Here is a 20,270-nt window from a genome sequence, read left to right as displayed (position 1 = left end):
GTTGTCTGTATGAAAGGCGCTCAAGGGCTGGGCGCCGACGACGAGGAGTAGCAGAGAGATGAAACTGACGACTGTCACGCAACTCACCCTTGACGGAGTGACCCAGGGAAACGGCGGCGCGAGTGCCGAGGATCGCCGGGGCGGATTCGTCCGCGGTGGATGGGCCAGGGGAGTCGGTGACGACTCGACCCGCGATCACATCGCCGCGACCTACCAGCGCGCCGACGCCTTTCTGTTCGGTCGTCGGACGTACGACCTGTTCCTCGAATTCTGGGGAACGATGGAGGACCTGAAGCGTCACCCCATCGGAGCCGCACTGAACGCGAAGCCGAAGTACGTGGCATCCAGGACCCTGACGGCGCCGGCGTGGTCGAACACGACCGTGCTCGGTGACGACCTCCTCGCGGCCGTCACCGAGTTGAAGGCCGGCGGTGAGGGCGAACTCCAGGTGCACGGAAGCAGTCTTCTCGTGCAGTGGCTGCTGGAGCACGACCTCGTCGACGAGATGGAACTGCTGACCGTCCCCGTCATCCTGGGGCAGGGTGCCAGACTGTTCGCAGATTCCGGTCGGGACTTCGCGATGGACCTCATCGACTCGCACACCGATTCACGCGGAGTGATGATTCAGACCTTTCGGCCCGCCGGCCGCCCGCAGTACCACACCAACTGATCGCACGAAGAGAACGAAGGAGAGGATCGACATGCAGTATCTGGTTTCCGTCATCGATGACGGTCAGGCCTACGGGGCCGACAGGGACGAGTCGGCCAGTTCGGCCGAGGCGGCCGCGATCGACGAGTTCAACGACCGTTTGCAGGCCGAAGGCCATTGGGTGTTCGCCGGCGGCCTCGGCAGGCCCGTCGCCGCCACCGTCGTCGACAACAGGGGAGAGGCACCGATCGTCAGCGACGGGCCCTTCCTCGAGTCGAAGGAGTTCCTCGCCGGCTTCTGGATCCTCGAGGCCGCCGATCTGGACGTCGCGTTGGGGCTCGCGCACGACGCCTCCAAAGCGTGCAACCGCAAGATCGAGGTTCGGCCGTTCCTGGAGCCGTGAGCGCCGTCGACGACGCGATCACCCGGGCTCACCGCAACGAGTGGGCGCGGGTGGTCGCGACGGTGGCCAAGCGGTTCGGCGACCTCGATATCGCGGAGGAAGCGGCGAGCGAGGCCTTCGCCATCGCAGTGGAGCGCTGGCCGGCCGACGGTGTGCCGCCCAACCCCGGCGGCTGGCTGACGACCACCGCCAATCGCAAGGCGATCGACCTGATCCGCCGTGAGAACAAGCGCGACGGCAAACACAGGGAAGCACTGATGATCTTCGACGACGAGCCGGCCCCGTCTCTGGGCGCGATCGACGACGACCGGCTTCGACTGATCTTCACGTGCTGTCACCCGGCGCTCTCGATGGAGAGCCGGGTGGCGCTCACGCTGCGGATGGTCGGCGGCCTCAATGCGGATGAGATCGCGCGGGCGTTCCTCGTGCAGGAGTCCGCCATGGGACGCAGGATCACCCGCGCGAAGGTGAAGATCAGGGAGGCGCGCATCCCGTTCCGGGTGCCGGCGTCGGCCGACCTCCCGGAACGCATCTCCGGTGTGCTCGCCGTGCTGTTCCTCGTCTTCAACGAGGGCTATCTGGCGACGGGCGCCGACACGGATCCGGTGCGGGACGATCTCACGGCGGAAGCCATCCGGCTGGCCCGCGTGATCCACGAGCTGATGCCGGACGACGGCGAGGTGACAGGGCTGCTCGCGATGATGCTGCTCATCGAGGCGCGTCGCCCCGCGCGTGTCTCGACGAGCGGGGAGCTGGTCACCATCGACGAACAGGATCGCGGCGCGTGGAATCGGGACCTGATCGCGGAGGGGCACGCCCTCGTTCGGGAACGGCTGGCCACGGGCGAGCCCCCGGGGAGGTACCAGGTGCTCGCCGCGATCAACGCCGTGCACACCTCGGCCCGCGACGTGCGCGACACCGACTGGTCGCAGGTCGTAGCGCTCTACGACCAGCTGATCACGCTGGACCCGTCGCCGGTCATCGCCCTGAACCGGGCGATCGCGATCGCCGAGATCGATGGCCCGGATGTGGGGTTGGCGACGGTCGAAAGCCTCGAAGCCGCGTTGAACACCTACCACGCGTTCCACGCCACGCGGGCGGACCTCCTCCGCCGGCTCGGACGGAGCCGGGACGCTCGCGACGCGTACGATCGCGCCATCGAACTCTCGGGCAACACCGCCGAGACGGCGAATCTCCTTCGTCGCCGCCGGCAACTAGCGGGCTGACCGGTCCATCACCCGGGAGGGGCGAGCCTTACGCGAGGTAGCCGCCAAGAGCCTCGAGCAGGCCGCGCGTCCCCTTCTCGCGGCCGGGCCCGTCGGCCCAGAACTGGTCGAAGAAGACACCGTGCTCGGCGTGCGTGAAGCGCGTGCCTCCGTCGATGGGCTGGAACTCCAGCGACGCCACCGAGGTGGACATGTGGATCCCGTCGAGCCACATGTCGTACGTGGTGACGATCCGCTCGTAGTCGACGATGTCCGTGTACGTGGCGACGTAGCGCGAGACCGGGCCGTCGTGGAACTCGGCTTCGGCGACGTCGCGGCCGCCGACCCGGAAGTCGTATGCCCACTCGCGGGGCTCCGCGGCGTCGCCCGCGCCCCACCAACTGAGCTTCTGGCTCTCGTCGGCGAAGGCGTCCCAGACGCGTTCGACGGGAGCCGGGTAGTCGCGGGTCAGGGTGAACTCCGCGCGGGCGAGGCGGCGCTCGATGGTCATGCGTGCTGCTCCCGCGTGAACGTGACATGGATCGTGCCGCTCTCGGCCACCTCGGTCGTCACCGTGTGGGTGCGGTCGAGGGCTGGTACGCCATCCCACAGCCGGAGTCCCCGGCCGAGAACGATCGGGGCGACCATGAGGTGCAGGTCGTCGACCAGGTCGGCGCGCAGGAATTCGAGCGCGGTGCTGATACCACCGCCGACCCGCACGTCCAGACCGCCGGCAGCGTCGGTCGCCTCGGCGAGCACGTCTCCGATCGCAGCGTTCCGGAAATGGAACGTCGTCCCGCCGTCCATCGAGATCGAGGGACGGGGGGCGGTGCGGGTGAGGACGTAGACCGGGGTGCCGAACGGCGGCCGGTCGCCCCACCATCCCTTCCAGTCCGGGTCGTCGGGGAACGTGTGCAGGCCGAACATCCCCGCTCCCATGATCTCGGAACCGATGCCCTCGAAGAATGCCGCGGCGTACGTTTCATCGACGCCGGTCGTTCCGGCGCCGCTGGTGTCGCCGAAGATCCGTTCGCGGAACGTGCGAGTCGCCGTGTAGGCCGCCGTGAGGCGCCCCCAGTCCGGGCCCATCGGGTCGTCGGGTGTCGGGTCGGACGTCGTGTAGCCGTCCAACGAGACGAAGAGGTCCATGCGAACGCGGGTCATGTCAGGTCTCCTTCGGGGTGGTTCTGGTCAAGTGGATGCCGAGTCGGTCGGCCATGTGCTCGGCGGGGGTTCGTTGCTCGCCGAGCCACAGGTGCAGGATGTCGAGCGCGCCGGGCCGCAGGCTCACGGTCCGGACGCGGCCGTGCTTCACGGAGGTGACGAGGCTCGCGCTCTCGAGGACGCCCAGGTGCTGCATGAACGACGGCAGCGCCATCGGAAACGGCTCTGCCAGCTCCGACACCACGGCCGGAGACTTCACCAGGCGTTCTACGATGGCCCGGCGCGTGGGATCCGCGAGAGCGCGGAGCACGGCGTCGAGCTCATCGTAATACTTCGGCATATGCCTAACTATTGTCGATGCGGCCGAATTCGTCAACCCGGATGTGGGGGAGTGGCGAGCGGGGTGGTGGATGGCGGCGGGTGGCCGCTGCGAAACGACCGTATCGCTCGGCGACGCCCGAGGAATAAAATGCGCCATGGCCAGCACGGAGAACAGCAAGAGTCAGGTCGAGAATGCGGCGACGCAAGCCAGTGCGGAAGCCGACGCAGCGACGACGCTGCCGGAAGCCATGACGGGGAGGGCGAGTCCCGCGAAGGCGGCCGTCGGCGACAAGCCGGTCTTCGCCTACATCGCCGGCCTGCCGCAGCCGCAGCGCGGAATCGCCGAGGCGATCGACGCCCTGGCGGCCAAGACCCTTCCCGACCTCCAGCGTTCGGTGAAGTGGGGGATGGCGTACTACGGCGTCGGCGACGGCTGGTGCTTCAGCAGCGGCGGCTTCGCCCGCCACGTCAAACTCATGTTCATCAACGGCAACGCGCTCGATCCGGAGCCACCGGTGACACCGGTGGGGATGGGCAAGGCGACGCGCGGCGTGGAACTCGAGTCGCTCGACGACATCGACGACGACCAGATCGCCTCGTGAATGAGGCAGGTCACGTCGGTCCCCGGCGTCGGGGGCAAGAAGCACTGATACCGCTTCCGCCACGTAAGGTCTCACCCAGCCACTCAGGGCAGGATGGAAGCGGACAGGGGAGCGGAGGAGCACACGTGACAGAACGTCGTTCGCGGAAGGGCGCCGAGCGGACGGACGACGCCACCCACGACGGGTTGTCACGGCGGGGCTGGATCCTGCTCGCCTCCGTCACCGCCGCGGTGGCCGTCGGCGCCGTCGTTCTGGCCGTGGGCTTCATCGCGGGCGGAATTCCTGGTGGAGACTCCCGAGCATCCGCTTCCTCGACACTCCAGGCGGCTCCGCCGCACATCCCGAGCCTCGCACCGGCGCCGACGCCGCTGGGGCTTCCTCCGCGGCCGACCCCGACCCACGTCGCCACCGTTCCCTCGACCTCGTTCGACTCGGTGAAGCCCGGTGATTGCCTTCAGACCTACGACTCGCAGTGGGCGAACGCCTACCCGGTGGTCGGCTGCTCGGCACCGCACATCGCGCAGCTGCTGACCAGGGGAGTGCTCCCTCAGCCGTCGGGAGCGGCGTTCCCCGGCACAGACGCATTGGACACCCAGGTCAGCGACCTCTGCGAGCCTTTTTTGAACTGGGACTGGGTCGCGGTCTGGAACGAAGACGTCCAGCTCGGTCTGCGGTATCCGAACACCAGTCAGCAGTGGGCGACGGGAACACGCTCGTACTCCTGCTTCGTGTACACGTTCTCACGACACGAGCTCACGGGGAGTGCGATGCGCTAGTCGGCTGTCCGCCGCACTCACTCCTCGGAGGGCGGTCGACGCTGCTTCTTCGTCTCCGAACGCCGGCCCTTCGCGGCGAGCCGCCGGAGTTCGGATCCGCGGGTCGCTTTGGTCGGGCGACGGGGAGCGGCATCCGGAGCCAGCGCGGCAGCGAGTATCTCGGCCAATCGGTCGAGCGCGGTCTCGCGATTGCGCAACTGGGACCGTCGTTCCGAGGTCGTGACGACCACGGAACCGGCGACGAGCCGATGCCCGAGACGCGACAGAAGTATGGCTCGTTGACTATCGGACAGCGCCTTCGACCCGCGGATGTTCCAGATCAGTTCGACCCTGCTGTCCGAGGTGTTCACGTGCTGGCCGCCAGGACCCGATGATCGCGAGAATCGCCACGCGAGTTCAGACGACGGAATCGTCAGCGCAGGTGACACGACGAGGTCCATGCATCAAGGGTGGCATGTCCAGACCGGACGGGGGAGAGCTGGCGGAGCAGCAGGTGCCGTATCCGACGCCAGTCGGTGATTGGCCCAACCCGGGAACCTCCGTCGCGCCTGACGAGGTCCCCGGGTTGCGCCGGTCGTCAGGCCGTGTGGAGGTGCTTCTGGACGAAGGCTCCGACTTCGGCGGACACAGCGGCCTCTTCCGGTGCGTTGCCGTACCCGGCGTGGGGGCGGCCGTCGAAAATGTGCAGGTCGGCATCCACACCGGCCTCGCGCAGCTTTCGGTGCATACGAACGGTGTTCGAGAGGTACAGGTCGCGGGTTCCCGAGATCAGGAGCGTCGGCGGGAACCCGGTGACGTCGCCGAAGAGCGGGGAGAGGTATGGCTCGGTGAGGTCATGCCCGTTCGCATAGAGGGCGTTGACGTCGAGAAGGCTCTGCAGGCCGACGCTGACATCGGCCAGGGTGGTGAAGCTGTCTCCCGATTCGGTCAGGTCCACCTCGGGAGTCAGCAGTACGAGGCCGGCGGGCATGGGCAGGTTCTCGTCTTTCGCTTTCAGGATCAGAGCTGCGGCGAGGTTGCCTCCGGCAGAACCGCCTCCCACGATGATCTGGGAAGGGTCGCGGACTTCCAGGAGCGCCCGGTAGACGGCCATGACATCGTCGAGGCCGGCGGGGTAGGGGTGCGCGGGCGGCATCCGGTAGTCCGGCGCCCAGTGGACGAGGGGCGAGCTGAGCGCGGAGATCTCGGTCATGACCCTGGTGAGGTCGCCGCCGCCCATGATCAGAGCGCCACCGTGGATGCTCAGGAACACGGGGGAGTCGTCGCCGGTCGGGGCGCCGGAGGGGGTGACGACATAGGTCGGGACGCCGGCGATCTGTTCCAGGGACGACTCCATCGGGAAGGCCATCCCACTGAGCATGTCGGCGACGAAGGCGTCGGACTGCTCGACGTAGGTGGTCCAGCCGGCGACATCGTCCACGGCGGGGAACGGGGTTCGAACGATCGGGACGTCGAGTCCAGCCCGGGCCGCTTCACTGAGAAAGCTCGGGGCGGCTGGGGGAATGACGGGAATGACGGTGTCTTCGGGCATTGCATCTCCTTTGATGGTCACGGCAGTCATATTGAATACGGCCCGTCTCCTAATTGCAAGCATTGATGGGATACTCTCAGGGCGTGAGCGCAGAGCAGGAGCCTTCGGGTACACGTCGGGGTCGACCACGTGACCCGCAACTGCGTGCCCAGGTCTTGACCGCCGCGTCCCGTCAGCTGGAGAACGCCGGCTACACGGCCATGACGATGGAGGGCATCCTCGCGGACACCGGGATCGCCAAGCGCACCCTGTATCGGTGGTGGCCGAGCAAAGCTGCAGTCGTCGCCGAGGCCATTTTGGAGGGCTTCGTTTCGGTGCCCGAGAACAGGATCGCGCATACCGAGGATGTGTGGGAGGACCTGCGCAACTGGCTTGAGTCCGTCGCGGTCTCGGTGCGTGGATCGTATGGCGAGGTACTCCGCGCGGCAACGGCGATCGGCGCGACCGACGCCGCATTGGGGGAGAGTCTCACGAACGCGTTCGCCCGCCCCGCACGGGCCGACGTCATCGCGCGGCTGCAAGCGGCGGCGAAACGCGGTCAGGTCTCCCCGGGCGCCGACCTCGATGCGGTGGTCGACCTGTTGATGGCGATCATCGTCTATATCGGGGTGAGCCGCGATGATGCTGCCCGTATTCCGGGAGCCCTGGGGGTCATTCGGTTAGGCATCGAACCTTAGTGTCACGAGCGCCCGACCAGCGCTGAGACGACGGCACCTGGCGCGGCGGGGTTTGCGCCTGGGGTGAGTGCCCCGAAGAGAACGGTGCCGATGAGGGCATCCGCGACTGCGATTTCATCGACCTCGACGCGCAGTTGCCCAGCGGCTTTGCCTTTCGAAATTCGGTCGACCAGGCTCTGACGAACGGGGCCGGTAGTCATGGAGTACAAGAGTCGCGCCTCCTCCGGATCGTCGGATGCGGCAGTGATGAGCGCGCGTGTGATGGATGCCTGGAGCGGATCTCGCATGGCCGCGGCGATAGCCTCGAGCCAGCTCGTGAGGTCCCGCTCCAGGCTGCCCGTATCCGGAACTGCTTCGGACGGTAGGTCAAGTTCTCCGGCGAGCAGCAGGTCGGCGATGATGAGCGCCTTCGTCGCCCACCACCGGTAGATCGTCTGCCGACCCGTTCCCGACCGATCCGCGATCTCCTGAATGGTGAGCCGCTCGTAGCCCTTCTCGGCGAGGATCTCTCGCGCGGCCGTCAGGATGGCGCGCCGAGCAACCTCACTCCTCGGACGCCCTCGGGAACTTGTCGGCACGAATCGATTCTAAGTCGCTTGCTTGATTTCGAGACAGGTGTATCGTAAATACGTTCGCACGTGCTCAAAGGAGAAAAATGACGAAGACTGCCGTGATCACCGGTGGGACCGGCGGGATGGGGATGGCCACAGCCAGGATCCTCGGAACTGATCACCGCATTGTTCTGGCTGATCTGAACCAAGAGCGCATTGACGCGGCGATCGTCGAGCTCAGTGCTTCTGGCATCGATGCTTATGGAACGGTGTGTGACATCACCGATCGGGCTTCGGTGGAGAAGTTGATGGTCTTTGCGGAAGCGGGGGATCACCACGTCCGAGCTGTCGTACACACGGCCGGCGTCAGTCCCCAGATGGGCTCAGCCCAGTTCGTTGCGCACATCAATGCAATCGGCACCGTCAATGTGACGGAGGCCTTCCTCGCGCGGGCGGCCGAGGGGGATGCTCTCGTGAACGTCGCCTCCGTCGCAGGCCACGGTTTGCCAAAGGTGCTTGTTCCTTCGGGTGCCTTCCCGAAAGCGGCGAGCGACCCGGTCGCGTTCGAGAAGATCATCGTCCGGCGGTCGCGTGTGTTCGGGAAGAAGCTGCATTCTGGCCTTGCTTACAGCTTCAGCAAGGCGTTCGTCATCTGGTACTCCCGCAAGCAAGCTGCAGCATTCGTGCCCGGGGAGCGCGCATCGTCTCCGTTTCACCCGGCAGCTTCGATACCGCGATGGGCAAGCTCGAGGCAGATCACGGCGCTGCAGACTTGCTCACGTTCTCGGCCATCAAACGATTCGGCAAACCGGAAGAAGTTGCTGCCGTTCTCGCCTTTTGCGCGAGCGAGGCACCGGGTTACCTAACCGGCACGGACATCCTTGTCGACGGTGGCACACGAGCCGGTCAGGAGTTCAAGAAGTCCTGATCGACCGCGCGGCAACCAAGATCGGTCGCACCATGGGGTGCAGGGTTTCTGATGAAGCGAGCAGCAGACTCATCGCCCTGGGCACGGCAGGACCCTATTGCGGCATCGGTATGCAGGGATTCGAAATCCCTGGATGACGCAGCTCTGAATACGGTTCGCAGGAAAGCGGAGCATGGTTCTCATCGAGCATGCGGGCGAGTGCCCGCTCACTGAAGGAGACTTTCCATGCCCCGCGCACCCATCGAGATCGCCGTACCGGACCTGACCGGCAAGCTCGCGCTCGTCACAGGCGCCAGCGACGGGATCGGGCTCAGTATCGCCGCCCGCCTCGCCGACGCCGGCGCAGAGGTCCTGATGCCCGTCCGCAACAAGACCAAGGGAGACTCGGCCGTACAAAGCATCCTGACGCGCACGCCCGAAGCGAAGCTGTCCCTGCGCGAGCTGGACCTGTCATCGCTGACCTCGGTGGCCACCCTTGCCCGCAGGTTGCTGGAAGAGGGCCGGCCGATCGACATCCTGATCAATAACGCAGGGGTGATGACTCCGCCGACCCGCCAGGTCACGAAGGACGGCTTCGAGTTGCAGTTCGCGACGAATCACCTCGGGCATTTCGCCCTGACCGCGCAGTTGCTGCCTCTGCTGCGCGAGGCCGGGTCGCACGTGACCAGCCAGGTCAGCCTGTCGGCGAACCAGCACGGGATCAACTGGGATGACCCGAACTGGGAGAAGGGTTACAACCGATTCGCGTCATACAGTCATTCCAAGATCGCCCTTGGACTCTTCGCGATGGAGCTGCAGCGTCGCAGCGTCGCCGAAGGCTGGGGGATTCAGAGCAACCTTTCGCACCCCGGAATCACTCCCACCAACCTCCTCGCGGCGCAACCCCAGATGGGGCGCCCGAAGGACACGATGGCAGTGAGGAGCATCCGCGCGATGTCGCGGCTTGGCTTCCTCGTCGGCACGCCCGAATCCGCGGCGTTGCCTGCCGTCTACGCCGCAACGAGCCCGGATGCCGAGGGAGGGCATTTCTACGGACCGAAGGGATTCAATCACCTTGGCGGCGCGCCGGCCGAAGAGCCGCTGTACAACCGCCTCGTCAGCCCAGAGGACAGTCGCAGGATGTGGGAGCTGTCGGAGCGATTGGTCGGCGTGAACTTTCCCGCGTGAACCCGGTGGCATACAGATGAACTGACATAATGTGCATTATCAGCGCATCGAAATAACCGATTCCAGAGTCTCGTCACGCGTCGGCCCAGTATCGTGACCTCGACCCGAACATTCGCTTCACGAGTACTGAAACCGACCACCGACTCACGCCAGGAGCGACATGACCGCCGCCGTGTTGCCCGAGATGCTCTGGGAATCCGCCGATCCTCAAGCCGAGCTGGCCCGCAGGTTCCGCTTCGTCTCACCCGAAGCCGCCGTCCGCTGGGCCAGAGATCTGTTGGCCGACGACTACGGTCTTCGCGTTGCGAGCATCGACCGAATAGTGATGAGCTCTCATAATCTGATGATCTGGGTGACGTCCCGCAGTGCCGGCCGACTGGTGATCAAGGCATGCCACCTCGCTGGGGCGCACGGTTGGCTCACCGCCCGCGGCGCGCTTGTGGTCTGGCTGGCCGACCGCGGCCTGCCGGTCGCCGCACCATTGCCGACCCTCCGCGGCGACCACCAAGTGCTACGGGACGGCCGATCGATCGCCGTCCAGCCGGTGCTGCCCGGTGACCTACTGGACGCCACAGACGCCGAGCACGTCCGCGCCGCCGGAACAGCCTTGGCCGCTCTCCACAGCGAACTGGCTTTGTGGCCAGACGCGCACCTGCTCGAAAATGTGCAGCCGGTGGCCGGAGGCAACAAGCTCTGGGTGTATCCGGAGGGGCACTCCGAAACGATTCCCCCAGACCTCCGCGACCGGCGCGACCGGCTCGCCCTGGGGGTCGTCGACCTGCCCGAGCTTCCTCGTCAGCCGATTCACGCGGACTTCCGGGGTGCGAACGTGTTGTACGCCGACGGGAGGATCTCCGGCATCATCGACTTCGAGGAATCGAGGAACGACGCCGCGGTGGTCGACCTCGCGAATGCCGTGTGCCTGCTCGGCACGTGGTATCACGATTGGCAGCCGATCTCACGTCAGGCGCAGAGTCTCTTCCTCGCGAGCTACGCCGAGCGCCGCCCGCTCACCGACGCCGAGCACGCGTGGCTCTCCCCTCTGATCGGCTGGGTCATGCTCCGGCAGGGATGGTGGGACGATGCGCGGCATTGGCTCCCCTAGGACCGACGGAACACGCGCCCTCAGCGCCGCCGCCGCAGGAAGATGCCGACGCCCACGACGATGATCACCAGCAGGACGGCGCCGACGATCCACGGACTCGAGTTGAAGCCATCGGGCTTCACAGCGACCAGATGCAGCACGTCGTCAGCTTACTGAGCACTGCTCGGACGGCCGAGCTCCCAACGCCTCACGCGCCGACGTACGCCGCCAGATGCTCGCCGGTCAGCGTGGAGCGACCGGCGACGAGGTCTGCCGGCGTTCCCTCGAAGACGATCCGTCCACCGTCGTGGCCCGCGCGCGGTCCGATGTCGATGATCCAGTCGGCGTGCGCCATCACGGCCTGGTGGTGTTCCACGACGATCACCGACTTGCCGGATTCGACCAGGCGGTCCAGCAACCCGAGCAGGTTCTCGACGTCGGCGAGGTGCAATCCGGTGGTCGGCTCGTCGAGGATGTAGACCCCGCCCTTCTCCCCCAGGTGCGTCGCCAGCTTCAGCCGCTGACGCTCGCCGCCCGACAGCGTCGTCAGGGGCTGCCCGATGGTCAGGTAGCCGAGCCCGACGTCCTTCAATCGGCTCAGGATGGCGTGCGCCGCCGGGGTCTTCGCGTCGCCCGAACCGAAGAAGGCCTCCGCTTCGGCCACCGACATCGCGAGCACCTCGCTGATGTCCCTCTCCCCCAGTTTGTAGTCCAGCACGGACGCCTGGAAGCGCTTTCCCTCGCAGACCTCGCAGACGGTCGATACGCCCGCCATGATTCCGAGGTCGGTGTAGATGACGCCGGCGCCGTTGCAGTTCGGGCAGGCGCCCTCCGAGTTGGCGCTGAACAGGGCCGGCTTCACGCCGTTGGCCTTGGCGAACGCCTTGCGGATCGGCTCGAGCATCCCGGTGTAGGTGGCCGGGTTGCTGCGGCGTGAGCCCCGGATCGCTGCCTGATCGATCGAGACCACGCCGTCGCCCTCCGGGATCGAGCCGTGCACGAGGGAGCTCTTTCCCGAGCCGGCCACGCCCGTCACGACCACGAGCACGCCGAGCGGGATGTCCACATCCACGTTCTGCAGGTTGTTGGAGCTCGCGCCGCGCACCTCGAGGGCGCCATCCGGCGTTCGCACCTGCTCTTTGAGGCGGGCACGATCGTCGAGGTGGCGGCCGGTGAGGGTGTCGCTCGCGCGCAGCCCTTCGACGCTCCCCTCGTAGCAGACCGTTCCTCCGGCGGATCCGGCGCCCGGGCCGAGATCGACCACGTGGTCGGCGATGACGATCGCCTCCGGCTTGTGCTCGACGACGAGCACCGTGTTCCCCTTGTCGCGCAACTGCAGGAGCAGCGTGTTCATCCGTTCGATGTCGTGCGGATGCAGCCCGATCGTCGGCTCGTCGAAGACATAGGTGACATCCGTCAGCGACGACCCGAGGTGCCGGATCATCTTGGTGCGCTGCGCCTCTCCCCCGGACAGCGTCCCCGCCGGCCGGTCGAGCGAGAGGTACCCGAGCCCGATCTCCACGAACGAGTCGAGGGTCTGCTGCAGCGCGTTCAGCAGCGGCGCCACGGAGGGCTCGTCGAGTCGACGGATCCACTCGGCCAGGTCGCTGATCTGCATCGCGCAGGCGTCGGCGATGTTGACGCCGGCGATCCGCGACGAGCGCGCACCCTCGTTCAGGCGCGTCCCGTTGCAGTCCGGGCAGGTGGTGAAGGTGACCGCGCGATCCACGAAAGCCCGGATGTGCGGCTGCATCGCCTCGCGATCCTTCGACAGGAACGACTTCTGCACCTTGGGGATCAGACCTTCGTACGTCAGGTTGATGCTGCCCACCTTGACCTTCACCGGTTCCTTGCGCAGGAAGTCGTCCAGTTCCTGCTCGGTGTAGTCGCGAATCGGCTTGTCCGCATCAAGGAAGCCGGATTCAGTGAAGATGCGCACACCCCAGCCGTCGGCGGTGTAGCCCGGGATGGTCAGGGCGCCCTCGCTCAGCGACTTGCTGGCGTCGTAGAGCTGGGTCAGGTCGATGTCGTTCACGGTGCCCATGCCCTCGCAACGCGGGCACATACCGCCGGTGAGCGTGAAGTCGCGACGCTCCTTGGTGACGGTCCCTGCGCGCTCGTAGGTGACGGCTCCCGCGCCGGACATCGACGCGACATTGAACGAGAACGCCTGCGGCGAACCGACGTGCGGCTGTCCGAGCCGGCTGAACAGGATGCGCAGCATCGCGTTGACATCGGTGGCGGTGCCGACGGTGGAACGCGCGTTGGCTCCCATCCGCTCCTGGTCCACCGTGATCGCCGTCGTGAGCCCCTCGAGCACGTCGACGTCGGGTCGGGCCAGCGTCGGCATGAATCCCTGCACGAACGCGCTGTAGGTCTCGTTGATCATTCGCTGCGATTCGGCGGAGATGGTGCCGAACACCAGCGAACTCTTTCCCGAGCCGGAGACGCCCGTGAACACCGTCAGGCGGCGTTTGGGGATCTCGACGCTGATGTCTTTGAGGTTGTTCACGCGCGCGCCTTGCACGCGGATCACGTCGTGGCTGTCGGCACCGTGCGGCGCATGTCCCTGCGCGTCGGTCGTCGTGGCCGTACTCATCGGTCTCCCTCTGTCGGTGCGGTGTCCGTCGGGATCACTCTACGGACGACCGGGCGGTACCCGCTTCTCCATACGTGCTCGGGCCGCTACGGGTGACGCGTCCTGCCGCGTACGCGTCGTTCGAGGCACACATACAACTCTCAGGAAACGCCGGGAATCACCCGCTCCCCTGCCCCGAGCGGCGCTACTGTCTCCCCACGGTCGCATCTCGCGCGACCCGTAAGGAAGGGGATCATCATGACGACCACAGACCCGGTCGACTCCGTACTGCACGACTTCTCGCTCGACGCCAAGAACCTCACCCGCTCCGCGATCAACGGCGTGCGCGTGGCTCTCGGAATCAGCGGCGTCGCCGCGCTCGTCCTCGGCATCGTGCTGCTCTTCTGGCCCGTCAAGACCCTCGCGGTCGCGGCGGTCTTCCTCGGCATCTACTTCATCATCTCCGGTGTGATGCGTGTCGCCCTCGGCATCTTCAGCAAGGGCATCAGCGGCGGCCTCAGAACGCTCAACATCATCCTGGGCGTGCTGCTGGTGATCGCCGGCATCATCGCGCTGAAGAACGTCTCGGCCGCCGCGGTGACGCTCGTCATCGTCGCGATCGCCTTCGTCGGCGTCGGCTGGATCATCGAGGGTGTCATGTCGATCGCCGAGTCGGGCCGCGCTTCGTCGTCGGGCTGGGCCATCACCTACGGCATCATCAGCATCCTCGCGGGAATCGTCGTGCTCTTCCTCCCGGCGTCGTCCGCCGTGTTCCTGCTCTGGTTCGCCGCGATCGCGCTCGTCGTGCTCGGCGTCATCGGGATCGTGCGCGCCTTCACCTTCGGCCGCGAGACGCTCAAGGCGACAGCGGCCACCCCCGCGACGGCCTGACACTCCGGCGTACGACGAAGGCCCCCGCTCTGCAGCGGGGGCCTTCGTCATGCCACAGGCGAGTGCGGCTCAGAGCGCGTTGCGCGAACTCGGCAGATACCGTGCCCACCAGTCCAGGATGGCGTCGAACCGTTCGCGACGATGACGCGGGCGTCCGCCGCGGCTGAGTTCATGGTCCTCGCCGGGGAAGACCAGCAGTTCCGCCTCGGCGCCGTTGCGCTTCAGCTCGGCGTAGTAGCGCTCGGCCTGGCTGAGCGGGCAGCGCAGGTCATTGGCCGAGTGCATGACGAGCGTCGGCGTCGTCACCTGCTCGACGACGGCCTGCGGACTCTGCGACGCGATGAGTTCGGGATCCGTTCCCGTGTACTCATCGCCGAAGAAGCTGCCGATGTCGCTGGTTCCGACGAACGCCACCGGGTCGAGGAACCCGCGCTCGACGATCGCGGCCGCGAACCGGTGGTCGTGCGCGATCGTCCATGCGGTGAGATAGCCGCCGTACGAGCCGCCCATGATCCCCACGCGCGACGCGTCGAAACCGGCGTTCGCCTCGAGCGCACCGTCGAGGAAGTCGAGCACGTCCGTCAGGTCGACCGTCCCCATCGCCTGACGGATCACCCGGCCGTGCTCCTGACCGTAGCCCGCCGACCCGCGCGGGTTGCACATGACGACGGCGTAGCCGGCGTCCGCGTACACCTGCGCCTCGTCGAACAGCGCTCCCGTGTACGACGCGTACGGGCCGCCGTGGATGTTCAGCAGCACCGGATGCGGGCCTTCGCCCTCGGGCACGACCACCCAGCCGTGCACCTGGTAGCCGTCGCGTGCGGTGACGGTAAGTTCGCGGGCGGCGATCACACCGCTCCCCCGCAGTGCGCGCGAGAAGTCAGTGAGGCGGCGCAGGCCGGTCGGCTCGACGACAGCGACATCACCGGCGCTCGTGGCGTCGGAGATCGAGACCACCACGAGCTCTCCTGCGGCCGCGGCTCCGTTGACGATGCTCTGCTCGTCGGTGAGGCGACGCGCTGCGCCCTGGGAGGTGACAGCGGTCAGCACGACCCCGCCACGCACCGCGTCGAGCACGAGCACCGAATCGTCTTCGAAGGCCACGATGTCCGAGCCGGTCAGGTCGACCGTCTCCGGATCGGTCAGGCGGCGCGGCGCGGAATCCACCGAGTCGAAGGCGAACAGGGCGGTGTTGCGGGCGACGAAGTCGCGTCCGGTCGGTCCGACGTCCTGAGCGCTGAAGTACAGGACCCCGTTGAGCCCGTAACCGACGGCTCCGGCCGAGAAGTCGCCGAACGCGCCCGTGACGTCGCGCGGCTCCTCGTCCGACCCGATCGTGAGCAGGAACACGTTCTCACGCAGGTCGTCGTCGCGGCTGTCGTGACGTGCCGAGAGGAAGGCCAGGGTGGTGCCGTCGGGCGAGAAGGCGACCCCGTGGTCGTCCCAGTCCCCGTCGGTCAACTGCCGCGGCTCGACGACGAGCGGGCGTGCCGGCGACGTGCCCTCCGCCGTCGGCGCCGGCTGCACGATCGGCTCGCCCCAGACATCCGGGACCGGGATCGAGAACACGTGCGAGCGCCGGTCGGTGATGTAGCCGACCCCGTTCGCGCGGTAGTTCAGAGTGCTGATGCGTCGGGGCGACTCGGCGTCGGGCTCCAGGCCGTCGACGGTCCCGTAGCGGCCCTGCTCCGGGGTGCGGCTCACGAACGCCAGGGAACGCCCGTCGGGCGCCCAGGCGAACTCGGACACCCCGAGCGTGCGGTCGGTCGCCTGCACCGGCTCGCCGCCCGCCGCATCCACCACGTAGAGCTGCGGAGCGGATTTCGGCACCGCACGCAGGAAGGCGATGAGCCGCCCGTCGGGTGAGAACTGCGGTGCGACATCGCGGAAGCCGCGCGTGAGCCGCTTGGGCGCCGCGTGGCCGGTGAGCGGGACGGTCCACAGCTGGCCGACGGTCGCGTCAGCCTCGAGCGACGGATGCGTCACGGACACGACGGCGCGGCCGCCGCCCGGGTGCACGGTCGGCGCGGAGACGCTGGTGAGGAGCCCGAGATCGACGGCCTTCATTCGGCGACCGGCACGAAGCTCGAGACGTCCCCGACCAGTCGGGTGTGGTCGGCCGGGATCGGGTCGACCACCGCCTGGGCGATCTCGGCCGCGAACTCGCTGACGTTGTACAGCTTGCCCGCTGCCTCCTTACGTGCGTCGATGGCGCCCGGGTTGAGGCGGTTGAGCAGGGTGGCCGTGATGGTGCCCTCGATCATGTCGCCGGAAACGACGACGAACTCGATGCCCTTCTCGGTGAGTGACGGGATGAGCGCACGCAGCGCGTCCTCGCCGGCCCGCTTGCTCAGCGCGACCGCCTCGTATTCGGGCATGGTCTCGGTCGTCGTGATGAAGTGCGCCTGGTGACTGGTGACGAACACAACACGGGAGCCGGGGCCGAGCAGCGCCAGCGCGGCGTTCAGCACATTCAACTGCGCGTCGCGGTTGAGCTGCATGGCGTAGTCCTCGGCCATACCCGACTCCATGCCGCCGGAGGCGTTCAGCACGAGCACGTCGAGACCGCCCCACTCCTCCTTCACCGTGTCGAACATGCCGGCGACCGACTCGGGGTCGGTCAGGTCGGCGCCGACCGTGATGGCCGTTCCACCTGCCTCGCGGATGGCGTCGGCGAGCTTGAGCGCGCGCGCCTCCTTGTTTCGGAAGTTGATGACGACGCCGGCGCCGGCCGAGGCCAGATACTGCGCAGTGTCAGCCCCGATTCCGCGCGAGGAGCCCGTGATCAGGGCGCGCTTTCCGTCGAGGCTGCCGGGGGCGAGAGGGTTGGACACGAAGACTCCTAGCAAGATCGGTTTCTCGTCCCTGAGACTACCAAGTGCGTTACCCGTAGCCGCCCTGTGCACCTGCTACCGTCGAATCATCCAGTGAAGGGAGCCGACATGGACATCACGTCTTTTGCCTGGATCGTGTGGCTCGTCCTCATCCTGGTCTTCATCATCATCGAAATGCTGACGCTCGACTTCGTCTTCCTGATGATCGCCGTCGGCAGCGTCGGCGGGTTGATCTCCGGGCTGTTCGGCGCCGAATGGTGGGTACAGCTGCTGATCGCCGCCGCCCTCTCGGTGCTGCTGATCTTCCTCATCCGGCCACCGCTGCTGCGCGCCCTCAAACGCGGCGGCGATCCGGCCAAGAGCAATGTGGAGGCGCTCATCGGCATGCCCGGCGTCGTCGTCTCCACGGTCTCCCGAACCTCCGGGCAGGTGAAGCTCGCCGTCGGCGAGACCTGGACCTCCCGGCTCGCGTCCGTCACTCCCCCGGCCCCGGCCGAGCTGGTGCCGGGCGAGCATGTCGTCGTCGTCGCGATCGAGGGGGCCACCGCAGTCGTCACTCCGGCGCCCATCGCGACCGGCGCCGGCGACGTCACAGAAAGGAGTGCGTCGTGAGCGACGCCAGCCAATTGGTCGTGCAGATCGTGGTGTTCGTCATCGTTGCGATCATCGCGATCTTCGTGCTCGTCACCCTGTTCAGGGCCATCCGGATCGTTCCGCAGGCCACGGCGGGCGTGGTGGAGCGCCTGGGCAGGTATCACAAAACCCTCAACCCGGGGTTGAACATCGTGGTCCCGTTCATCGACCGTGTACGGCCGCTCATCGACATGCGCGAGCAGGTCGTCTCCTTCCCGCCGCAACCGGTGATCACCGAGGACAACCTCGTGGTCTCGATCGACACGGTCGTCTACTTCCAGGTGACGGATGCGCGTGCGGCGACCTACGAGATCGCCAACTACCTCGGCGCGGTCGAGCAGCTCACCACCACCACCCTTCGTAACGTCGTCGGTGGCCTCAACCTCGAAGAGGCGCTGACCAGCCGAGACGAGATCAACGGACAGCTGCGCATCGTCCTCGACGAAGCCACCGGCAAGTGGGGTATCCGAGTATCGCGCGTCGAGCTGAAGGCGATCGACCCGCCCCTCTCCATCCAGGACTCGATGGAGAAGCAGATGCGCGCCGAACGTGACCGTCGTGCCGTCATCCTCACCGCCGAGGGAACCAAGCAGTCCGAGATCCTGAACGCCGAGGGCATGCGGCAGGCCGCCATCCTCAAGGCGGAGGGTGACGCGAAGGCGGCCGTGCTCCGCGCCGAAGGTGAGGCCAAGGCCATCACCACGGTGTTCGGCGCCATCCACGAAGGAAACCCCGACAACCTCCTGCTCGCCTACCAGTATCTGCAGACGCTCCCGAAGCTGGCGGAGGGTCCTGCGAACAAGCTGTGGATCATCCCCAGCGAGCTCACGCAGGCGCTCCAGGGGCTCGGACAGGCGTTCAGCCAGAAGAGCGCGCCGACGCCGGATGCGCCCGAGGCCTCGACGACCGGGCCAGTGGCTTCGGCTCGTCCGCCCGCGCCCGCCGCGGCCTCAGCGGCTCAGCCGGCCGCTGGTCCGGCCGGCAGCGAGTCATCCAGCCCGGCGTGACGTTCCTCTCGGGTCCGCTCCCGCGGATCATCGCTCACCGGGGCCTCGCTCTCGAGGCCCCGGAGAACACCCTCCTGGCGTTCCTCCGTGCCCTGAGCGCCGGAGCCACGCACCTCGAGACCGACGTGCACGCCAGTGCCGACGGCGTAGCCGTGATCAGTCACGACCCCGATCTCTCGCGACTCGTCGGCAGGGACGTGCGCATCGATCAACTCACGATGCCCGAACTCCGCCGCATCGACCTGGGACACGGTCAGACCTTCTGCTCGCTCGGCGAGGCCCTCGAAGCCTTCCCCGAGGCCCGGTTCAACATCGACATCAAAGACGCCCGCTCGGCCGCACCGGCCGCTACGGCGATCCTCACAGCCCGCGCGACCGATCGGGTGCTCGTCACCAGCTTCGACGAGAAGCGGCGGCGGGCGGCGGCGGACGCGCTCCCCGGCGTCGCCAGCTCCGCGTCCGCCACCCGGGTGCTGCCCGCCATCCTCGGTGCGAAGCTCGGACTCCCGGGCATCGTGCGTCGCGCCGTCGACGGCGTCGTCGCGCTCCAGATCCCCGAACGCCAGGGCCCGCTCCGCCTGGTGACCCGGCGAACGGTCCGTGCGCTGCACGCGGCAGGGGTCGAGGTGCACGTCTGGACGGTCAACGATCCCCTCACCATGGCCCGCCTGCTCGATCTCGGCGTCGACGGCCTGGTGACCGACCGCTGCGACATCCTGAAATCGCTGGTCGGATCGCGAATTTAGCCTGTGAGGGGCCTGAGAGAAACGCGCCCACGGAAAGAGAATCCCCAGCTTCTTGGTTTATAAAAGTGAAGCATCGCGCGAAGAGGAGACCACACAATGGCAGATCGCAGTTTGCGCGGAATGAGGCTCGGCGCCCAGAGCTTACAGAGTGAAGAAGGCGTCGTTTACTCCCCGCGTTCCCGTTATACGTACCTGTGCCCCGAATGCGGCCAGGAGACCGAGATGGTGTTCTCGGCCGAGGCGGAAGCCCCTGACACGTGGGAGTGCAAGCACTGCGGACATGAGGCCACGTTGCTGGTCGGCGACTCCCCCGTGGAAGTCGACCGTTCCGACGTGAAGACCCCGCGCAGCCACTGGGACATGCTCCTGGAGCGCCGGACGCGCGCCGAACTCGAGGAACTCCTCGAGGAGCGGCTTACCTACCTGCGCGCCCGTCGTGGTGGCGAGCACAAGATCGGCGCCTGAGCGCCGGCAGAACGAACCCCCTGGAAGCCGTTCTCACCGTCTGGTGGGAGCGGCTTTC

Annotated in this window: 23 protein-coding genes and 1 pseudogene; 15 read left to right on the top strand and 9 right to left on the bottom strand. The window is 67.0% G+C overall.

What is annotated here, in order from left to right; genetic code table 11:
- Positions 1 to 58 precede the first annotated feature (58 nt).
- Genes AC1DB1_RS07015 through AC1DB1_RS07005 form a run of 3 tightly spaced genes read left to right on the top strand, consistent with a single transcriptional unit; the run spans position 59 to position 2,278 of the window.
- On the top strand, positions 59 to 670 hold the full coding sequence (locus tag AC1DB1_RS07015) for a dihydrofolate reductase family protein (RefSeq protein ID WP_271178642.1): 612 nt from the start codon (positions 59 to 61) through the stop codon (positions 668 to 670).
- Between the two features lie 31 nt (positions 671 to 701).
- Complete coding sequence (locus tag AC1DB1_RS07010) at positions 702 to 1,052, top strand: YciI family protein (protein WP_477200257.1); 351 nt, start codon at positions 702 to 704, stop codon at positions 1,050 to 1,052.
- Positions 1,049 to 2,278: an RNA polymerase sigma factor gene (locus AC1DB1_RS07005; protein WP_477200256.1), complete on the top strand. Its 1,230-nt coding sequence runs from the start codon at positions 1,049 to 1,051 to the stop codon at positions 2,276 to 2,278. The genes AC1DB1_RS07010 and AC1DB1_RS07005 overlap by 4 nt, the downstream gene beginning before the upstream one ends.
- A gap of 28 nt (positions 2,279 to 2,306) precedes the next feature.
- On the opposite strand, the gene AC1DB1_RS07000 is transcribed toward AC1DB1_RS07005, so the two are convergent.
- Genes AC1DB1_RS07000 through AC1DB1_RS06990 form a run of 3 tightly spaced genes read right to left on the bottom strand, consistent with a single transcriptional unit; the run spans position 2,307 to position 3,761 of the window.
- The gene (locus AC1DB1_RS07000) at positions 2,307 to 2,768 is read right to left on the bottom strand and encodes an SRPBCC domain-containing protein (protein ID WP_477200255.1); all 462 of its coding nucleotides are present in this window, start codon (positions 2,766 to 2,768) and stop codon (positions 2,307 to 2,309) included.
- Positions 2,765 to 3,421 carry a dihydrofolate reductase family protein gene (locus tag AC1DB1_RS06995; protein WP_477200254.1) on the bottom strand — a complete coding sequence of 219 codons (657 nt, stop codon included), beginning with the start codon at positions 3,419 to 3,421 and terminating at the stop codon, positions 2,765 to 2,767. Before AC1DB1_RS06995 ends, AC1DB1_RS07000 begins: the two co-directional genes overlap by 4 nt.
- Before the next feature lies 1 nt (position 3,422).
- Positions 3,423 to 3,761 carry an ArsR/SmtB family transcription factor gene (locus AC1DB1_RS06990; protein ID WP_477200253.1) on the bottom strand — a complete coding sequence of 113 codons (339 nt, stop codon included), beginning with the start codon at positions 3,759 to 3,761 and terminating at the stop codon, positions 3,423 to 3,425.
- A 136-nt stretch (positions 3,762 to 3,897) separates the two neighbouring features.
- On the opposite strand from AC1DB1_RS06990, the gene AC1DB1_RS06985 reads away from it, so the two are divergent.
- Both AC1DB1_RS06985 and AC1DB1_RS06980 read left to right on the top strand, forming a co-directional pair.
- Positions 3,898 to 4,344 carry a DUF1801 domain-containing protein gene (locus AC1DB1_RS06985; protein ID WP_477200252.1) on the top strand — a complete coding sequence of 149 codons (447 nt, stop codon included), beginning with the start codon at positions 3,898 to 3,900 and terminating at the stop codon, positions 4,342 to 4,344.
- Positions 4,345 to 4,469: 125 nt separating this feature from the next.
- Positions 4,470 to 5,120 (top strand): septum formation family protein, encoded by a 651-nt coding sequence (locus tag AC1DB1_RS06980; protein WP_477200251.1) that lies wholly within the window; start codon positions 4,470 to 4,472, stop codon positions 5,118 to 5,120.
- A gap of 17 nt (positions 5,121 to 5,137) precedes the next feature.
- Here the strand turns inward: AC1DB1_RS06980 and arfB are convergent, their stop codons facing one another.
- Positions 5,138 to 5,560, bottom strand: coding sequence for an alternative ribosome rescue aminoacyl-tRNA hydrolase ArfB (arfB, locus tag AC1DB1_RS06975; protein WP_477200250.1), 423 nt, complete (start codon positions 5,558 to 5,560; stop codon positions 5,138 to 5,140).
- A gap of 137 nt (positions 5,561 to 5,697) precedes the next feature.
- Positions 5,698 to 6,651: an alpha/beta hydrolase gene (locus AC1DB1_RS06970; protein ID WP_477200249.1), complete on the bottom strand. Its 954-nt coding sequence runs from the start codon at positions 6,649 to 6,651 to the stop codon at positions 5,698 to 5,700.
- An 83-nt stretch (positions 6,652 to 6,734) separates the two neighbouring features.
- On the opposite strand from AC1DB1_RS06970, the gene AC1DB1_RS06965 reads away from it, so the two are divergent.
- On the top strand, positions 6,735 to 7,328 hold the full coding sequence (locus AC1DB1_RS06965) for a TetR/AcrR family transcriptional regulator (RefSeq protein WP_271178652.1): 594 nt from the start codon (positions 6,735 to 6,737) through the stop codon (positions 7,326 to 7,328).
- Between the two features lie 2 nt (positions 7,329 to 7,330).
- On the opposite strand, the gene AC1DB1_RS06960 is transcribed toward AC1DB1_RS06965, so the two are convergent.
- Positions 7,331 to 7,906 (bottom strand): TetR/AcrR family transcriptional regulator, encoded by a 576-nt coding sequence (locus tag AC1DB1_RS06960; RefSeq protein ID WP_477200248.1) that lies wholly within the window; start codon positions 7,904 to 7,906, stop codon positions 7,331 to 7,333.
- 77 nt (positions 7,907 to 7,983) lie between these two features.
- Between AC1DB1_RS06960 and AC1DB1_RS06955 the strand changes: the two are divergent.
- The 4 genes and pseudogenes from AC1DB1_RS06955 to AC1DB1_RS06940 form a co-directional block, all read left to right on the top strand.
- Positions 7,984 to 8,367, top strand: a pseudogene (locus AC1DB1_RS06955) (SDR family NAD(P)-dependent oxidoreductase); the annotation flags it as partial.
- Between the two features lie 164 nt (positions 8,368 to 8,531).
- Positions 8,532 to 8,807 carry an SDR family oxidoreductase gene (locus AC1DB1_RS06950; protein ID WP_477200550.1) on the top strand — a complete coding sequence of 92 codons (276 nt, stop codon included), beginning with the start codon at positions 8,532 to 8,534 and terminating at the stop codon, positions 8,805 to 8,807.
- 225 nt (positions 8,808 to 9,032) lie between these two features.
- A complete protein-coding gene (locus tag AC1DB1_RS06945) occupies positions 9,033 to 9,974 on the top strand; it encodes an SDR family oxidoreductase (protein WP_477200247.1) in 942 nt (313 codons plus the stop codon).
- 160 nt (positions 9,975 to 10,134) lie between these two features.
- Positions 10,135 to 11,079: a phosphotransferase gene (locus tag AC1DB1_RS06940; RefSeq protein WP_477200246.1), complete on the top strand. Its 945-nt coding sequence runs from the start codon at positions 10,135 to 10,137 to the stop codon at positions 11,077 to 11,079.
- Between the two features lie 187 nt (positions 11,080 to 11,266).
- Here the strand turns inward: AC1DB1_RS06940 and AC1DB1_RS06935 are convergent, their stop codons facing one another.
- Positions 11,267 to 13,657 carry an ATP-binding cassette domain-containing protein gene (locus AC1DB1_RS06935; RefSeq protein ID WP_477200245.1) on the bottom strand — a complete coding sequence of 797 codons (2,391 nt, stop codon included), beginning with the start codon at positions 13,655 to 13,657 and terminating at the stop codon, positions 11,267 to 11,269.
- 237 nt (positions 13,658 to 13,894) lie between these two features.
- On the opposite strand from AC1DB1_RS06935, the gene AC1DB1_RS06930 reads away from it, so the two are divergent.
- Positions 13,895 to 14,527 carry an HdeD family acid-resistance protein gene (locus tag AC1DB1_RS06930; RefSeq protein ID WP_477200244.1) on the top strand — a complete coding sequence of 211 codons (633 nt, stop codon included), beginning with the start codon at positions 13,895 to 13,897 and terminating at the stop codon, positions 14,525 to 14,527.
- A 69-nt stretch (positions 14,528 to 14,596) separates the two neighbouring features.
- On the opposite strand, the gene AC1DB1_RS06925 is transcribed toward AC1DB1_RS06930, so the two are convergent.
- Positions 14,597 to 16,594 carry a S9 family peptidase gene (locus AC1DB1_RS06925; RefSeq protein WP_477200243.1) on the bottom strand — a complete coding sequence of 666 codons (1,998 nt, stop codon included), beginning with the start codon at positions 16,592 to 16,594 and terminating at the stop codon, positions 14,597 to 14,599.
- Positions 16,591 to 17,361 carry an SDR family oxidoreductase gene (locus AC1DB1_RS06920; protein ID WP_477200242.1) on the bottom strand — a complete coding sequence of 257 codons (771 nt, stop codon included), beginning with the start codon at positions 17,359 to 17,361 and terminating at the stop codon, positions 16,591 to 16,593. Before AC1DB1_RS06920 ends, AC1DB1_RS06925 begins: the two co-directional genes overlap by 4 nt.
- A 108-nt stretch (positions 17,362 to 17,469) precedes the next feature.
- Here AC1DB1_RS06920 and AC1DB1_RS06915 point away from each other — a divergent pair, with 108 nt between their 5' ends.
- The 4 genes from AC1DB1_RS06915 to AC1DB1_RS06900 all read left to right on the top strand — a co-directional run bounded on the left by AC1DB1_RS06915 (position 17,470) and on the right by AC1DB1_RS06900 (position 20,212).
- Positions 17,470 to 17,973 (top strand): NfeD family protein, encoded by a 504-nt coding sequence (locus tag AC1DB1_RS06915; RefSeq protein ID WP_271178670.1) that lies wholly within the window; start codon positions 17,470 to 17,472, stop codon positions 17,971 to 17,973.
- On the top strand, positions 17,970 to 19,001 hold the full coding sequence (locus tag AC1DB1_RS06910) for an SPFH domain-containing protein (protein WP_477200241.1): 1,032 nt from the start codon (positions 17,970 to 17,972) through the stop codon (positions 18,999 to 19,001). The genes AC1DB1_RS06915 and AC1DB1_RS06910 overlap by 4 nt, the downstream gene beginning before the upstream one ends.
- Positions 18,998 to 19,747 (top strand): glycerophosphodiester phosphodiesterase family protein, encoded by a 750-nt coding sequence (locus tag AC1DB1_RS06905; RefSeq protein WP_477200240.1) that lies wholly within the window; start codon positions 18,998 to 19,000, stop codon positions 19,745 to 19,747. The genes AC1DB1_RS06910 and AC1DB1_RS06905 overlap by 4 nt, the downstream gene beginning before the upstream one ends.
- Before the next feature lie 96 nt (positions 19,748 to 19,843).
- On the top strand, positions 19,844 to 20,212 hold the full coding sequence (locus AC1DB1_RS06900; protein WP_271178673.1) for an RNA polymerase-binding protein RbpA: 369 nt from the start codon (positions 19,844 to 19,846) through the stop codon (positions 20,210 to 20,212).
- The last annotated feature ends 58 nt before the right edge of the window (positions 20,213 to 20,270 follow it).

Source organism: Leifsonia sp. 10N434, assembly GCF_056394405.1.
The sequence above is the reverse complement of the archived record's forward strand: the minus strand, read 5'-3'. Positions and strand labels throughout refer to the sequence as shown.

Excerpts from the sequence above, each read along its gene's own strand:
- AC1DB1_RS07015 (WP_271178642.1), top strand. The coding sequence starts at position 59 with ATGAAACTGACGACTGTCACGCAACTCACCCTTGACGGAGTGACCCAG.
- AC1DB1_RS07010 (WP_477200257.1), top strand. The coding sequence starts at position 702 with ATGCAGTATCTGGTTTCCGTCATCGATGACGGTCAGGCCTACGGGGCC.
- AC1DB1_RS07000 (WP_477200255.1), bottom strand. The coding sequence starts at position 2,768 with ATGACCATCGAGCGCCGCCTCGCCCGCGCGGAGTTCACCCTGACCCGC.
- AC1DB1_RS06995 (WP_477200254.1), bottom strand. The coding sequence starts at position 3,421 with ATGACCCGCGTTCGCATGGACCTCTTCGTCTCGTTGGACGGCTACACG.
- AC1DB1_RS06990 (WP_477200253.1), bottom strand. The coding sequence starts at position 3,761 with ATGCCGAAGTATTACGATGAGCTCGACGCCGTGCTCCGCGCTCTCGCG.
- AC1DB1_RS06985 (WP_477200252.1), top strand. The coding sequence starts at position 3,898 with ATGGCCAGCACGGAGAACAGCAAGAGTCAGGTCGAGAATGCGGCGACG.
- arfB (WP_477200250.1), bottom strand. The coding sequence starts at position 5,560 with ATGGACCTCGTCGTGTCACCTGCGCTGACGATTCCGTCGTCTGAACTC.
- AC1DB1_RS06970 (WP_477200249.1), bottom strand. The coding sequence starts at position 6,651 with ATGCCCGAAGACACCGTCATTCCCGTCATTCCCCCAGCCGCCCCGAGC.
- AC1DB1_RS06945 (WP_477200247.1), top strand. The coding sequence starts at position 9,033 with ATGCCCCGCGCACCCATCGAGATCGCCGTACCGGACCTGACCGGCAAG.
- AC1DB1_RS06940 (WP_477200246.1), top strand. The coding sequence starts at position 10,135 with ATGACCGCCGCCGTGTTGCCCGAGATGCTCTGGGAATCCGCCGATCCT.
- AC1DB1_RS06935 (WP_477200245.1), bottom strand. The coding sequence starts at position 13,657 with ATGAGTACGGCCACGACGACCGACGCGCAGGGACATGCGCCGCACGGT.
- AC1DB1_RS06930 (WP_477200244.1), top strand. The coding sequence starts at position 13,895 with ATGACGACCACAGACCCGGTCGACTCCGTACTGCACGACTTCTCGCTC.
- AC1DB1_RS06925 (WP_477200243.1), bottom strand. The coding sequence starts at position 16,594 with ATGAAGGCCGTCGATCTCGGGCTCCTCACCAGCGTCTCCGCGCCGACC.
- AC1DB1_RS06915 (WP_271178670.1), top strand. The coding sequence starts at position 17,470 with ATGGACATCACGTCTTTTGCCTGGATCGTGTGGCTCGTCCTCATCCTG.
- AC1DB1_RS06900 (WP_271178673.1), top strand. The coding sequence starts at position 19,844 with ATGGCAGATCGCAGTTTGCGCGGAATGAGGCTCGGCGCCCAGAGCTTA.